This window comes from Nonomuraea sp. NPDC050643 (genome assembly GCF_040654715.1).
Taxonomy (GTDB): Bacteria; Actinomycetota; Actinomycetes; order Streptosporangiales; family Streptosporangiaceae; genus Nonomuraea.
In genome coordinates, this window is record NZ_JBFAIM010000018.1 from 16,935 (window position 1) to 30,351 (window position 13,417).

Annotated in this window: 13 protein-coding genes; 4 read left to right on the plus strand and 9 right to left on the minus strand. The window is 69.8% G+C overall.

What is annotated here, in order from left to right; translation table 11 throughout:
* The first annotated feature begins 43 nt into the window (after positions 1-43).
* Positions 44-1,066, plus strand: coding sequence for an adenosine deaminase (locus tag AB0I15_RS24725; protein WP_358099799.1), 1,023 nt, complete (start codon positions 44-46; stop codon positions 1,064-1,066).
* On the opposite strand, the gene AB0I15_RS24730 is transcribed toward AB0I15_RS24725, so the two are convergent.
* Entirely contained in the window at positions 1,055-1,966 is a 912-nt protein-coding gene (locus AB0I15_RS24730) for a hypothetical protein (protein ID WP_358099802.1), read from the minus strand. The two genes, AB0I15_RS24725 and AB0I15_RS24730, sit on opposite strands and share 12 nt — an antisense overlap.
* Complete coding sequence (locus tag AB0I15_RS24735; RefSeq protein ID WP_358099805.1) at positions 1,953-2,492, minus strand: RNA polymerase sigma factor; 540 nt, start codon at positions 2,490-2,492, stop codon at positions 1,953-1,955. The genes AB0I15_RS24730 and AB0I15_RS24735 overlap by 14 nt, the downstream gene beginning before the upstream one ends.
* A 123-nt stretch (positions 2,493-2,615) precedes the next feature.
* On the opposite strand from AB0I15_RS24735, the gene AB0I15_RS24740 reads away from it, so the two are divergent.
* Positions 2,616-3,350 carry a methyltransferase domain-containing protein gene (locus tag AB0I15_RS24740; protein WP_358099808.1) on the plus strand — a complete coding sequence of 245 codons (735 nt, stop codon included), beginning with the start codon at positions 2,616-2,618 and terminating at the stop codon, positions 3,348-3,350.
* Positions 3,351-3,392: 42 nt separating this feature from the next.
* Here the strand turns inward: AB0I15_RS24740 and AB0I15_RS24745 are convergent, their stop codons facing one another.
* The 5 genes from AB0I15_RS24745 to AB0I15_RS24765 form a co-directional block, all read right to left on the minus strand.
* Complete coding sequence (locus tag AB0I15_RS24745; protein WP_358099811.1) at positions 3,393-4,280, minus strand: carbohydrate ABC transporter permease; 888 nt, start codon at positions 4,278-4,280, stop codon at positions 3,393-3,395.
* Positions 4,280-5,164: a sugar ABC transporter permease gene (locus AB0I15_RS24750; RefSeq protein WP_358099814.1), complete on the minus strand. Its 885-nt coding sequence runs from the start codon at positions 5,162-5,164 to the stop codon at positions 4,280-4,282. The genes AB0I15_RS24745 and AB0I15_RS24750 overlap by 1 nt, the downstream gene beginning before the upstream one ends.
* Positions 5,165-5,233: 69 nt before the next feature.
* On the minus strand, positions 5,234-6,511 hold the full coding sequence (locus AB0I15_RS24755) for an extracellular solute-binding protein (RefSeq protein WP_358100340.1): 1,278 nt from the start codon (positions 6,509-6,511) through the stop codon (positions 5,234-5,236).
* 210 nt (positions 6,512-6,721) lie between these two features.
* Positions 6,722-8,593, minus strand: a complete 1,872-nt coding sequence (locus AB0I15_RS24760) for an acyl-CoA dehydrogenase family protein (protein WP_358099817.1) — start codon at positions 8,591-8,593, stop codon at positions 6,722-6,724.
* 67 nt (positions 8,594-8,660) lie between these two features.
* On the minus strand, positions 8,661-9,875 hold the full coding sequence (locus AB0I15_RS24765; protein WP_358099820.1) for an amino acid permease: 1,215 nt from the start codon (positions 9,873-9,875) through the stop codon (positions 8,661-8,663).
* Between the two features lie 93 nt (positions 9,876-9,968).
* Between AB0I15_RS24765 and AB0I15_RS24770 the strand changes: the two genes are divergently transcribed.
* Complete coding sequence (locus AB0I15_RS24770) at positions 9,969-10,430, plus strand: Lrp/AsnC family transcriptional regulator (protein ID WP_358099822.1); 462 nt, start codon at positions 9,969-9,971, stop codon at positions 10,428-10,430.
* A 192-nt stretch (positions 10,431-10,622) separates the two neighbouring features.
* Entirely contained in the window at positions 10,623-11,204 is a 582-nt protein-coding gene (locus tag AB0I15_RS24775) for a TetR family transcriptional regulator (RefSeq protein ID WP_358099825.1), read from the plus strand.
* Between the two features lie 319 nt (positions 11,205-11,523).
* Here the strand turns inward: AB0I15_RS24775 and AB0I15_RS24780 are convergent, their stop codons facing one another.
* Entirely contained in the window at positions 11,524-12,669 is a 1,146-nt protein-coding gene (locus AB0I15_RS24780) for an acetyl-CoA C-acetyltransferase (RefSeq protein ID WP_358099828.1), read from the minus strand.
* 72 nt (positions 12,670-12,741) lie between these two features.
* A complete protein-coding gene (locus AB0I15_RS24785; protein ID WP_358099831.1) occupies positions 12,742-13,404 on the minus strand; it encodes a hypothetical protein in 663 nt (220 codons plus the stop codon).
* Positions 13,405-13,417: the final 13 nt, after the last annotated feature.

A 13,417-nucleotide genomic window follows, 5' to 3' on the forward strand; every position in this document is an offset into this window, starting at 1 on the left:
CAACGCGCGAACCCGGCCCCAGGTTGAGTGGCAAGATATGCAAATGCCACGGCCCCTGCACGCGCTTCCCAAGGCCCATCTTCACCTGCACTTCACCGGCTCGATGCGGCACTCCACACTGCTCGAGCTGGCCAGGGAGCAAGGGCTGCACCTGCCCGACGCGCTGGAGCAGGACTGGCCGCCCAGGCTGCGGGCCACCGACGAGCGCGGGTGGTTCAGGTTCCAGCGCCTCTACGACATCGCCAGGTCCGTGCTGACCCGGCCCGAGCACGTCTACCGGCTGCTGCGCGAGACGGCCGAGGACGAGGCGGCGGCCGGGTCCCGCTGGCTGGAGATCCAGGTCGACCCCTCGGGCTACGCGCAGCGCTTCGGCGGGCTGACGGCCACGCTGGAGCTGGTGCTGGACGCGGTGGCGGCCGCCTCCCGGCACGCGGGTGTCGGGATGGCGGTGGTCGTGGCGGCCAACAGGATCCGCCATCCGCTCGACGCGAACACGCTGGCCCGGCTCGCCACCCAGTACGCCGGCAAGGGCGTGGTGGGCTTCGGGTTGTCCAACGACGAGCGGCGGGGCGAGGCCAGGGAGTTCGAGCGGGCGTTCAGGATCGCCAAGCGCGGCGGGCTGCTGTCCGTGCCGCACGGCGGCGAGCTGCTGGGGCCACGCAGCGTGGCGCAGTGCGTGGACGACCTGGCGGCCGACCGGGTCGGGCACGGGGTGCGCGCGGCCGAGGACGAGTGGCTGATGGGGCGGCTGGCCGACCGGCAGATCTGCTGCGAGGTGTGCCCCACCTCGAACGTGGGCTTGGGCGTGGCCGAGCGGGCGGCCGACGTACCGGTGCGGCGGTTGTTCGACGCGGGGGTGCCGATCGCGCTGGGGGCCGACGACCCGCTGCTGTTCGGCACCCGGCTGCTGCGGCAGTACGAGCTGGCCAGGGAGTCCTACGGGTTCAGCGACCCCGAGGTGGCGGAGCTGGCCCGCCAGTCCGTACGGTCGTCGGCCGCGCCCGAGCCGGTGCGCAAGGAGTTGCTGAAGGGCGTGGACGACTGGCTGGCCGGGTCACTGGAGTGACGTGGCGACCTGGATGGCCTCCTCCTTCGTCCTGAGGCCCTCCAGGCGGTAGTTGAGCGTGCCCTGCTCCCAGATGAGGGTGGGGGCGGCCTGCCGCAGGGGGACCTCGGTGCCGTCCTGGCGCTTGATGTAGCCCAGGGGGTGGTCGCCGGGGAGCCACCAGGCGTTGTACGCGCCGACCTTGACGTAGTCGGGCCAGGGCGGGCCCAGCTTCTTGAAGAAGATCGGGTCGAGGGCGCCGTCGAACTGGTCGAACCTGATGCCGCCGGGCCAGAACATGGACACCACCCTGCCGCTGTCGGCCACGGTGACGCGCTCCGGCGGGCCCGGCTCCTTGAGGGTCCTGACCTGGAACCGTACCTGGCCCGGCACCTCGGCCAGGGGGACGGTGCGTTCGCCGGGCAGGGGCGCCGTGGTGGTGACGGGCGGGGGCGGGGTGTCGCCGATCCGCAGCTCGATCCCGGCGAAGCGGAGGATCTGGGCCACCGCCGCCCGGCCCTGGGGGGTGGCGGCCGTGATGGCGACGACGACCGCGACCACGGCCGAGACGACCAGCCATCTTCTGCGGCGGCTCCGTGCGGGCGGCCGGCGGCCGGCGTCCCGCCGTCGCGGCACCCGGGTGTGCGGCCGCACGGGCCCGACGACGGGGCCGTGCGCCGGATCGGGCCCCTCACCACCGGCGGGCTCGGGAACATCCCGCTCGGGGGCCTCGACGTCGGTGGCCTCGGTGTCGGAAGTCTCAGTGGCGGTGGTCTCGGTGCCAGGGGCCTCGGGGTCAGAGGTGAGGCGGGCGCGGACGGCCGCGGCCACGTCGGCCGGGGGCGGGGAGGGGACGTCGAGGAGGTCGCCCAGGGCGAGGAGTTCGGCCTCGAGATCGTCGTACGGCTCATGCGAGCTCATTGCCCACCTCCTCCCTCAGCCGCGCCAGCCCCCGATGGGTGCTGGACTTGACGGTGCCCACGGGCCAGTCGAGCACCTGTGCCGTCTCCGCTTCCGTCAGTTGTAAGAAGTACCGGCAGACGACCGCCTGACGTTCCCGTTCGGGCAGCCCGCGTACCGCCGCCAGCAGCCGCGAGCGCCGGTCCGTGGCCACGGCGGCGCCCTCGGGGTCGTCGGGGGCCCGCGTGTCGGCGGTGGCGCCGAGCCGCATGGCCAGCTCGGACCTGCGCCCCCGCGACCGCGTCAGGTTGTGGGTCTCGTTGGCCACGATGCGCAGCAGCCACGGCCGGAAGGGCGCGTCGCGCCGGAAGCCCGCCAGATGGCGGAACGCCTTGACGAACGCCTCCTGCACGACGTCCTCGGCCTCGTCGCCCGCTCCCAGCATGGCGGCGGTGCGGTGGGCGAGCGCGCTGTAGCGGGCGACCAGCACCTCATAGGCCGCAAGGTCACCTTCGAGCGAACGGGCGATCGCCTCGTCGTCGTCCATGGCGAGTCAGATTCCACCGCATGGAAGGGCCTTCAGGGAAGGGTGTTCACCGATCGTGTGCCCCTGACCGCTGATCGGGGCATTAGACTCGGGCAATCCACAGCCCCTCGAAGGAACGGGATTATGTCTGGGTATGACCGTGTAGTCCAACCGGCGGCCGGTGACGAGGCCCTGGAGAACCACCTAGGTGGGGACGAGGCCAAGAACTATCGGCAGTACGAGTTCGACATGGTCGCTCCGCATGTCGGCCGCTCGATGCTGGAGATCGGCTCCGGGCTGGGGCACTTCGCCGAGCAGTTCCTGCCGCGGCTCGACCGGCTCGTCGTCAGCGACTTCGACCCCTACTGCGTCGAGCAGCTCGAGAAGCGCTTCGCCGACAACGACGACATCAGCGTCCTGCAGTTCGGCCTGCCGACGAACATCCCGCTCGAGGACAAGGTCGACACCGTCGTCATGATGAACGTCCTCGAGCACATCGAGGACGACGCCGGGGCCCTGCGCTCGCTGGCCGACGTCACGCAGCCCGGCGGCCGGATCATCATCTGGGTGCCCGGCTACATGCAGCTTTATGGAGACTTCGACCGCAAGGTCGGCCATGTCCAGCGCTACACGCCCAAGACGCTGGCCGCCACGGTCGCCAAGGCCGGGCTCGACGTCGACGTGCTCAAGCCGATCAACTTCCTCGGCGGCATCGCGTGGTGGCTGGCCGTGCGCCGGGGCGGCGTGGGCTACCCCGACCCGCGACTGGTCAAGATCTATGACCGCACGGTCGTGCCGACGACCCGGTTCATCGAGCGCTTCTTCCGCCCGCCGTTCGGCCAGACGGTCTTCTGCGTGGCCCGGGTGCCGCAGGCGTGACACGTCCGGCCGCCGTCACTGTGGTGGCGGCGGCCGGACGGATCACTTGATGGAGCCGGCGGTCAGACCGCCGACCACCTTCCGCTCGATCAGGGCGAAGAGAATGATCACCGGGATGGTGGCGATCACCGAACCGGCGAACAGGTTCTGCCAGTCCACCTGGTACTGCCCGATGAACGAGTTGAGCGCCACCGTGAGCGGCTGGTTGGCCTGGCTCGTGGTCAGCGTCAGCGCGACCACGAACTCGTTCCAGGCGGCGATGAACGTGAAGATCAGTGCCGTGATGACGCCCGGCATGGCCAGCGGCAGCGTGATCCTGAACAGCGCGCCGAAGCGCCCGTTCCCGTCGATGAACGCGGCCTCCTCCAGCTCACGCGGGATCGAGGCGAAGTACGCGTTCAGGATCCACACCGCGAACGCCAGGTTGAACCCGGCGTTGACCAGGATCAGCGACCAGACCGAGTCCACCAGCCCGAACTGGAAGAACTCCCGGTAGATGCCGACCACCATGGCCGTGGGCTGGAACATCTGGGTGATGAGCACCAGGATCAGGAACGCGGTGCGCCCCTTGAACGGGTGCCGGGCGGTGTAGTAGGCGGCCGGCAGCGCCACCAGCAGCACGAGCACGGTCGAGCCCGCGGCCACCTTGATCGTCACCCACAGGTTGCCGGCGAGCCCGCTGGTCCAGAAGTTGGTGAGGTTCGACCACACCCACTCCTCGGGCCAGAACGTCACGTCGCGCAGCGTGTCCTGGGACCGCAGCGAGGTCAGCAGCATCACCAGGTACGGGAACACGAAGATGAACGCGATGACGTACGCGCTCCCGGCGACGAGCACCGTCCTCAGCCGCGGCATGGTGCGCGACGAGGGCCGGGTCGGCCTGGCGTGGTGGTGGGGCCTGGTCCGCGGCGGCGCGGTGTTGACGGCCATCACGCGACCTCCTTGTTCCACCGCGACACCCTGAGGAAGATCACGGTCAGCACGATCACCATGCCGAAGTTGACGACGGACATGGCGGCCGACTCACCGATGTCGGAGCCCTTGAGGATGTACATGAAGATCGTCGAGGTGGCGGTCGAGTAGCCCGGCTGCCCGTGGGTCATCGCCCAGATGATCGGGAAGCTGTTGAAGACGTTCATCACGTTGATCAGCGCCGCGACCGTGAGCGCGGGGCGCAGCAGCGGCAGCGTGATCGACCAGTACGTCCGGAACCTGCCGGCCCCGTCCATCGTGGCCGCCTCGTACACGTCGTAGGGGATCGTCGCCAGTCCGGCCAGCAGCGCGTACGTCGTGAAGGGCACCGACACGAACACCGCGACGAACACCAGCCACGGCATGGCGGTGGAGGCGTCACCGAGCTGGTCGGCCGAGGCCCCGCCCATGGCGTCGATCCAGCCCAGCTTGAGCCGGATCTGGTTGATCACCCCGACCTCGGGGTCGAGCATCCACTTGAAGATGATCGCGGTCATCAGCACGGACGCGGCCCACGGCGCGATGAGCGCCCACCGGGCCACCTTGCGCAGCGGGAACTGCTGGTGGAAGAGCTGGGCGAGGGCGAGCGAGATCAGCACGGTCAGCACGACGACCGCGACCACCCAGACCACGCTGCGGAGCATGATGTCGGCGAAGTCCTTCTCGCCGAACAGCTTCTCGAAGTTCTCGAACCCGTTGTACCCGCGCTCCACGCCCAACCGGCTGATCTCGAGGAACGAGGACCTGATCATCTCGACCACGGGCCAGAGCACGACCAGCACGATGAGCACGACGGCGGGCCCGACCCAGGCGATGGGCTCCAGGGCGCGCAACCTTCTCATGAATCACCTTTCCAGGACGGTACGGCCGGCACCCGGGCAAGGGGCACCGACCGTACGAACCCCGATGGATCAGCCGGCCGCTTCGGCGGTCTTCTGGAGCTCACCGAGGACCTTGGCCGGGTCGTCCTTGACGGCCCCGCCGATGGTCTGCTTGATCGCCGGGTTCACCTCGGCCCACTTCGGGTCCTGGAACGGGTAGAAGCTGGCGTTCGGCAGCGCGTCGAGGAACGGCTTGAGCTTCTCGTCACCGGACAGCTTCTGGATGCCGCCGTTGGTGACGGGCAGCAGCTTGTAGGTGTCGGAGATCTTCTGGGCGGCGGTACCGGTGTAGAAGAAGTCGAAGAACTTCTTGATCTCGGCGGCGTGGCCGTTCTTGTTGAACGCCATGATCCAGTCCATGACGCCGAGCGTGGTGTCGAGCGGGCCGGACTTGCCGGGGATGGGCACGACGCCGTAGTTCTTCAGGCCGGCCGCGTCGAAGATCGGGATCGACATGGGGCCGCCGTTGACCATGCCGACCTTGCCGGCGCCGAAGTCCTCCCAGACCGTCTTGCGGTCCTTGGTGCCCGGGTTCGGGGTGGTCAGGCCGGCGTCGACCAGGCCCTTCAGGTAGGTGAACGTCTCGACGTTCTGCGGCGAGTTGATCGCCCACTTGCCGGAGGCGTCCTTGTAGCCGCCGCCGTTGCCCAGCATCCACAGGAACGACTCGGCCTGGGCCTCCTCCTGCCCGAGCGGCAGGCCGAAGGGCTGAGTCACGCCGGCCGTCTTCAGCTTCTCGGACGCCGCCTTGATCTCGTCCCACGTCTTCGGCGGCTCGGCGATGCCGGCCTTCTCGAACAGGTCCTTGTTGTAGAACAGCGCGCGGGCGGAGGAGACGAACGGGATGCCGTACGCGGCGCCGTCCACCTTCCCGAAGTCGGCGAACTTCTGCAGCATGTCGCCGGAGACGTTCGGCGACAGCACCTCGTCGACCTTGTAGAGGAGCTGGTCCTTGACGAAGCCGGAGTAGTCGCCGGTCTGCAGGATGTCGGGCACCTGGCCGTTCTGGACCATGGTGGCGACCTGCTTGTCGATGTCGTTCCAGTTGATGACCTGGACCTCGACCTTGATGTTCGGGTTGGCGGCCTGGAACTCGTCCACGACGCCCTTCCAGAACGTCTCGCCCGAGTTCGGCTTGCCGGGGCCGTCACCGTAGTCGGCGGCGACCATCTTCAGCGTGACCTGGCCGCCTCCCGACGCCTGGGTGTCGCCACCGCCGCCACCGCCGCCGCCGGATCCGCCGGATCCGCAACTGGACAGGACCAGCGTGGTGACCAGGCCCAGGGCGGCGCCGCCCACAAGCTTCATGTTCACTGGAGATACCGCCTTCTCTTCGGACGGGTGACGCTGGTCCGTACCAGCCAACGGACCCCGCCCAGGGGGATTGGGGCGTGCGAGCCATGGCTCACCCGTGTTTGCGTCAGCGTAAGCCTGAGTTAAGCAGCCGGTCTATACCGGATAGTCTCGGTTTCGCAACACTCGGGTGGGAAAGTTCGCACAACCGGTCTAGACCGGACGTCAGAGAATCTTTCTCCGCACGTTGCCCCCGCCCTCCGGCGTGCCGATCCAGGGGCCCTCGATGGACGGGTCGAGGATGCCCTCCTCCACGAAGCCGTACCGGCCTTCGAGCACGTACGCCGCCAGCCGTACGTCCTGGCTGTCGCTGTTGTCCCAGAGCCGGTCGAACAGCGCGTCCACGCGCCGCCTGGCCTGCTGGCAGAAGGAGTCCGCCAGTTCGTACGGCCTGCGCCCGAGGTCCTTGGAGTCGTCCTCCGCCTTGACGCACACGGCCGTCATGGCGAACAGCTCGGCCCCGATGTCGATGATCCGGCCGAGGAAGGACTGCTTGTGCTCCAGCCTGCCCTGCCAGCGGGACATGCCGTAGAAGGTGGACCTGGCCAGCTTCCTGCTGGTCCGCTCCACGAAGCGCAGGTGGGCGGCCAGCGGGCCGAACTCGGCGTACGCGGTGGGCAGGTTGCCGGTCCCGGCCACCAGCGTGGGCAGCCACTTGGCGTAGAAGCGGCTGGCCCGGCGCAGCGCCTGGGTGCGTTCGTGCCGGGAGGCCTCCGGGTTGATCAGCTCGCCGGCGGCCGACAGGTGCGCGTCCACCGCCTCCCTGGTGATCATCAGGCGCATGATCTCGGAGGAGCCCTCGAAGATGCGGTTGATGCGCGAGTCGCGCAGCATCTGCTCGGCCGGCACCCCGCGCTCGCCCCTGGCCACCAGCGACTCGGCCGTCTCGTAGCCGCGCCCGCCCCTGACCTGGATGAGCTCGTCGAGCGCCTGGTAGGACAGCTCGGAGGCGTACAGCTTGGCCAGCGCCGCCTCGATCCTGATGTCGTTGCTCTGGTCGTCGGCCAGGCGGCCGGTCAGCTCGCAGACGGCCTCCAGCGCGTACGCGGTGGCCGCGATGAAGGCGATCTTGGTGGCCACGGCCTCGTGCTTGCCGATCTTGCGCCCCCACTGCACCCGCTCGTTGCCCCACTCCCGGGCGATCTTCACGGCCCACTTGGCGTTGCCCGCGCAGGTGGCGGGCAGCGACAGGCGGCCGGTGTTGAGCGTGGTGAGCGCGATCCGCAGACCCTGGCCCTCGGCCCCGATGAGGTTTCTGGCGGGCACTCTGACCTGGGAGAACTCGGTCACGCCGTTCTCGATGCCACGCAGGCCCATGAAGGTGTTGCGCCGTTTGACCGTGATGCCGGGCGTGTCGGCCTCGACCACGAACGCACTGATCTTCTTGCCGGTCCTGGCCATGACCACCAGCAGGTCGGCGACGACGCCGTTCGTGGTCCACAGCTTGACGCCGTCGAGCACGTACTCGTCGCCGTCGCGGACCGCGGTGGTGGACAGCCGGGCGGGGTCGGAGCCGACGTCGGGCTCGGTCAGCAGGAACGCCGAGATCTCGCCGGCCGCGCACCGGGGCAGGAACTCGCGCTTCTGCTCCTCGGTGCCGAACAGTTTGAGCGGCTGGGGCACGCCGATGGACTGGTGCGCCGACAGCAGGGTGGCCAGCGCCGGGCAGTACGACCCGACGAGCATGAGGGCGCGGCAGTAGTACAGGTAGGGGAGCCCGAGGCCGCCGTACTCCTCGCTGATCGTGATGCCGAACGCGCCGAGCCCCGCCAGTCCCTTCACCACGTCGTCGGGCACCTGCGCGGTCCGCTCGATGAGGGCCGGGTCGACGTGCGCGTCGAGGTAGCGCCGCAGCGCCCTGACGAAGTCCTCCCCGCGTTTGGTCGCCTCGTCGGACAGCGCGGGCGCCGGATACACCAGATCCAGCCGGAAGTCACCGAGGAAGAGCTGCCTGGCGAAGCTGGGCCGCGTCCACTCCTTCTCGCGGGCCTGCTCGCCTACCTCCCTGGACTCCGCGTACTTGGCGTGCTCGGTCATAGCACCTCCCGACGTTGCGCCGTCCTTGTGCCATGAGTACTGCCCGCCTGACGGCGCCCTGCGCCGTTTATAGCCCGATTTTGTAGGAACGGCGAGCATTGACCTTCAGCGCGGCCAGTGCCACGAGGGCGAGCACGGCGGGAACCACCAGGTAGACGCCGCAGAACGTCAGCGCGGCGAGCGACATCCCGGTTCCCACCACGGCCGTGATCCGGTGGCGGCCCGCGGGCAGCATGCGCACCGCCGCCGCCACCCCGACCACCGTGACCGCCGCCAGGCAGGCCGACGTCGCCCTCATCAGCAGGTCCAGATCCACCGCCCACACCAGCACCGGCACGCTGAGCGCCGCCTGCAGCCCCAGACTCCGGTACGGCGTCTCGCCCGGCGCCCCGCCCTTGGCGAACCAGCCGGGCAGCGCGCCGTCCCTGGCCAGGGCCGCCCCGAGACGCGCGGCCCCGGCGAGGTAGGTGTTGATCGCCCCGAACGTCAGCAGCACCGCCACCACCCCGGTGACCGGCCGCGCCACCGGGCCGAGGCCGAGCTCCAGCATCGCGGTGAGCGGCACGCCGGTCATGTCCGGGCCGAGCACGGCGACGGAGGTGACGGACACGCCGACGTACAGGAGCGCGACCACGGCGAGGGTCACCACGGTGGCCCTGAGCAGGCCGCGCCTGCCGTCGGCGAACTCGGCAGACAGGTGGCTGGCGGCCTCCCAGCCGACGAAGGCGAACATGAGCACCCCGGCCGCCGCCGTCACGCCCGCCGCGCCGTGCGGGGCGAAGGGGGTGAAGTTGGCCGGGTCGGCGTGCGGGGCGGCGGTGAGGACGGCGGCGGCCAGCAACGCGACGAGCAGGGCCACGAGGCCGATCTGCAGCCGTCCCGACGTACGCAGGCCGGCGGCGTTGGCGCCGAACGCGGCCAGCAGGATCAGGCAGCCCGCCAGGGTGCCGTTGACGCCCAGGCAGGCTTCGACGTACTGGCCGCCCACGAACGCGCCCGCCACGGTGCCGAGGGGGACGGCGCCGTAGAACCACCATCCCGTCACGGCGGAGGCATGCCTGCCGAACGCGAGCCCCGCGAAGGCGGCCACTCCCCCGCCGCCCGGGTATCGGGCGCCGAGCGCGGCGAAGGTCAGCGCGACGGGGACGCTCAGCGCCAGCAGCCCCGCCCAGGCCAGCACGGAGGCCGGCCCCGCCGCTTCGGCCGCCAGGTGCGGCAGCACCAGCATCCCCGGCCCCAGCACCGCGCCCACCAGCAGTGCCGCGCCCTGCCATGCACCCATATGTCCAGTCATGCCGCCGAAACTAGCGCGGCCATTCGGTCATTCGGCCGCGTCAGCGAACGAATGACCGGAAACCTCTGCCAATCTGTGGCCATGGACGAACTTGATTCGGCGATCGTACGGCTGCTCCAAACGGATGCGCGGCAGTCCAACAGGGAGCTCGCCAGGCAGCTCGGCATCGCGCCCTCGACGTGTCTCGAGCGGGTCAGGGCGCTGACCCGCCGCGGCGTGATCCGCGGCTACCACGCCGACATCGACCCGGCGGCGCTCAACCGCGGCGTGCAGGCCATGGTCTCGGTCCAGGTACGGCCGCTCAGCCGGGCGGTGATCAACGCGTTCAAGACGTCGGCCGCCGAGATGCCCGAGGTGCTCAGCGTGTACGTGCTGGCCGGCGGCGACGACTTCCTGCTGCACGTCGGCGTGCAGGATCTCGACCACCTGCACGCGTTCCTGCTCGACCGGCTGAGCAAGCGCAAGGAGATCGTCGGGTTCCGCACGTCGGTGGTGTTCCAGCAGGTCCAGAAGGCCGTCCCGACCCGGCTGGACGACGCCTAGAAATTGTGTACCGTGTAAGCTTACAAGGTACGCAAACGCCGAAGGCCACCGTGCACACTCTCGCGATCGTGACGCCCTTCGTCCGGCCGGCCTGGCTCGTCGTCACCGGCTGGCTGCCGATGTTCCCGCTCAACGACCTCACCGGCCACAACGTGCGCGGCCGGCGACCACGCTCGTCGCTACGCTGAGCGCATGACCGAAGGGCGGAGACGCGCGGGGCGGCCTGCCGTGCTCAGCACCGAGCGCATCCTGGCCGCGGCCGTCGAGATCCTCGACGCCGAAGGGCTGGAGGCGCTGACCATGCGCCGGCTGGGCCTTCAGCTCGGCGTGGCCGCCATGTCGCTCTACCGCCACTTCCCCAACAGGGACGCGCTGCTGGGCGGGGTGGTCAACCGGCTGTTCGCCGAGGCCGTCTCCGCTTACGCGCCCGACGCGACCTGGCCGGAGGCGCTGACGGGGTTCGGGCTGGCGTACCGGCGGACGCTGCTGGCCCACCCCCACGCCGTACGCCTGCTCGCCACCCACCCCGTCAACGTGGACCTCGGGCTCGAACTGCTCACCGGGCTGCTGTCGCGCTTCGAGGCGGCCGGCATCGCCGCGCACGACGCGCTCACGGCGGTCCAGTCCGTCGGCGTCTACGTGCTCGGCCACACCCTGGCCCAGGTCGGCACCCCGCCGGAACACCACGACGACGCGGCCCTGGCCTTCTACGACCACTGGTTCGACTCGGGGCTGATCGCCATGGTCACCGGGTTCGAACGGCAGCTCGTTTAATCGGTTGCACGGGGTCCCGGCGACCTCATACCTTCATGGACATGCGCCTTTACCAGTAATTCGCCCACAGACCATTCGTCCCGTAGTGAGTTCGGTAAAGGAGTGCTGCCTTATGCGTGTTCGCTCAGGTGAAAAGAGCCACCCTCAACTGCCCGTGGTGCGGCCGATGCCCAAGATGCCGCAGCGACCGATCGCGCCACCCCGGCGCATCCCGCCCAAGGGCCGCTGAGACAACTACCGGGATGGTAGTTAGCGAGCGCCGCCTCCCCTCTGTTACGCCCTGGGAGGCGGCGCTCCACCCTTTCCGGGGTCGCTTCTTCTAGAGCCGCTCGATGATCGTGACGTTGGCCTGGCCGCCGCCCTCGCACATCGTCTGCAGGCCGTACCGGCCGCCGGTGCGCTCCAGCTCGTGCAGCAGCTTGGTCATCAGGATCGCGCCCGTGCCGCCGAGCGGGTGCCCGAGCGCGATGGCGCCGCCGTTGGGGTTGACCCTGGCCGGGTCGGCGCCGAGCTCCTCCATCCAGGCCAGCGGCACCGGGGCGAACGCCTCGTTGATCTCGACCACGTCGATGTCGCCGATCGCCATGCCGGCCTTCTTCAGCGCCCGCTGCGTGGCGGGGATGGGGGCGGTCAGCATGTAGACGGGGTCGTCGCCCATGAGGGCGAGCTGGTGGATGCGGGCGCGCGGGGTCAGGCCGTGCTCGCGTACGGCCTGCTCGGAGGCGATGAGCACCGCGCCGGAGCCGTCGGAGATCTGCGAGGAGGTGGCGGCGGTGATCTGGCCGCCCTCCTTCAGCGTCTTCAGCCCGGCCATCTTCTCCAGCGTCGTGTCCGCGCGCGGCCCCTCGTCGTCCTCGACGCCGTTGATGGGCGCGATCTGGTCCTTGAAGTGGCCGTTCGCGATGGCCTTGGCGGCCCGCTGGTGGGACTCGAACGCGAACTGCTCGAGCGTCTCCCGCGTGTAGCCCCACTTCTCGCACATCAGCTCGGCGCCGCGGAACTGCGAGATCTCCTGCTTTCCGTAGCGCTCGACCCACTTGTCCCCGAACGGGAACGGCATGCCCTTCTCCAGGGCGGCCGTGATGGACGAGCCCATGGGCACGATGCTCATCGACTCGACGCCGGCCGCCACGACCAGGTCCTGCGTGCCGGACAGGACGCCCTGGGCGGCGAAGTGGATCGACTGCTGCGAGGAGCCGCACTGCCGGTCGATGGTGACGCCGGCGGTCGTCTCGGGCAGCCCCGCCGACAACCAGGCGTTCCGCGCGATGTCCATGCTCTGGGGGCCGAACTGCATGACGCACCCCATGATGACGTCCTCGACCGCGGCGGGATCGACGCCGGTGCGGTCGATCAGCGCCTTCAGCGTGTGGGCGGCCAGGTCAGTGGGGTGGACGGTGGAAAGGCCGCCCTTCTTCTTTCCGACGGGGGTACGGACTGCCCCGACGATGTACGCCTCTGCCACAGTGCCTCCTGGAAACCGAGCATTATTCGGTTACTAGGGGCAGACTACAACAGAATGACGTTCTGCGGCTGCTCACGCAGGCGGTACAAGGTCCTCCGCCGCGTCCACCCGGAACCGCCACCGGTCCACGACCAGGCCGTTGAGCGCCTCGGACAACTCCAGGGCCAGCGCGCCGAGCTTCACCGGCTCATCGCCGCGCAGCTCGATCGCGGTCAGCTCGGTGGCGAAGGGCAGCAACTCCTGTACGGCCGGAGGCCGGCCCTTCTGCGACACCAGGACGGCCTTGACGTCGCCCGCCGTGAAGGTGAACTCGTCCTCCTCGTCCGGCTGCAGCAACGGGGCCAGTTCCTCGGCGGTGGGGCGTACCGGCAGGATCACCGCCGGGCCGCTCTCCACGTCGTCGGCCGGATCGCTCACCTCGCCCCGGCACACCGCGAGGCCCTTGAGCCGGAAGGCCAGCCCCTCGGCGAGGTAGCGGTCGAAGAAGTCGAGCGGCAGCGGCCCCTCGCCGGTCACCCGCACCGCCCACGTCTTCTCCAGCTCGCCGCCGGTCAGATCGGCCTCCGCCTCGACCGGCGCGCACACGCGCACGTCCGTGGCCACGATGTCGCCGCCGTCCATGCGGGCGTCCGGATCCGCGAGCCTGACGATCCGGAGCAACTCCTCCGGGTCCGGTTTGGCGGGCAGTGCCGCCGTCGGGCCAGTACGCAATCTCCGCTTCGCCAACCAGCCCATGCCCGCCTCCGCG

Bases quoted from the DNA above. Each gene is read 5' to 3' on its own strand.
- AB0I15_RS24770 (WP_358099822.1), top strand. From the start codon at position 9,969: ATGGACGAACTTGATTCGGCGATCGTACGGCTGCTCCAAACGGATGCG.
- AB0I15_RS24785 (WP_358099831.1), bottom strand. From the start codon at position 13,404: ATGGGCTGGTTGGCGAAGCGGAGATTGCGTACTGGCCCGACGGCGGCA.
- AB0I15_RS24765 (WP_358099820.1), bottom strand. From the start codon at position 9,875: ATGGGTGCATGGCAGGGCGCGGCACTGCTGGTGGGCGCGGTGCTGGGG.
- AB0I15_RS24730 (WP_358099802.1), bottom strand. From the start codon at position 1,966: ATGAGCTCGCATGAGCCGTACGACGATCTCGAGGCCGAACTCCTCGCC.
- AB0I15_RS24745 (WP_358099811.1), bottom strand. From the start codon at position 4,280: ATGGCCGTCAACACCGCGCCGCCGCGGACCAGGCCCCACCACCACGCC.
- AB0I15_RS24760 (WP_358099817.1), bottom strand. From the start codon at position 8,593: ATGACCGAGCACGCCAAGTACGCGGAGTCCAGGGAGGTAGGCGAGCAG.
- AB0I15_RS24735 (WP_358099805.1), bottom strand. From the start codon at position 2,492: ATGGACGACGACGAGGCGATCGCCCGTTCGCTCGAAGGTGACCTTGCG.
- AB0I15_RS24775 (WP_358099825.1), top strand. From the start codon at position 10,623: ATGACCGAAGGGCGGAGACGCGCGGGGCGGCCTGCCGTGCTCAGCACC.
- AB0I15_RS24740 (WP_358099808.1), top strand. From the start codon at position 2,616: ATGTCTGGGTATGACCGTGTAGTCCAACCGGCGGCCGGTGACGAGGCC.
- AB0I15_RS24750 (WP_358099814.1), bottom strand. From the start codon at position 5,164: ATGAGAAGGTTGCGCGCCCTGGAGCCCATCGCCTGGGTCGGGCCCGCC.
- AB0I15_RS24725 (WP_358099799.1), top strand. From the start codon at position 44: ATGCCACGGCCCCTGCACGCGCTTCCCAAGGCCCATCTTCACCTGCAC.
- AB0I15_RS24755 (WP_358100340.1), bottom strand. From the start codon at position 6,511: ATGAAGCTTGTGGGCGGCGCCGCCCTGGGCCTGGTCACCACGCTGGTC.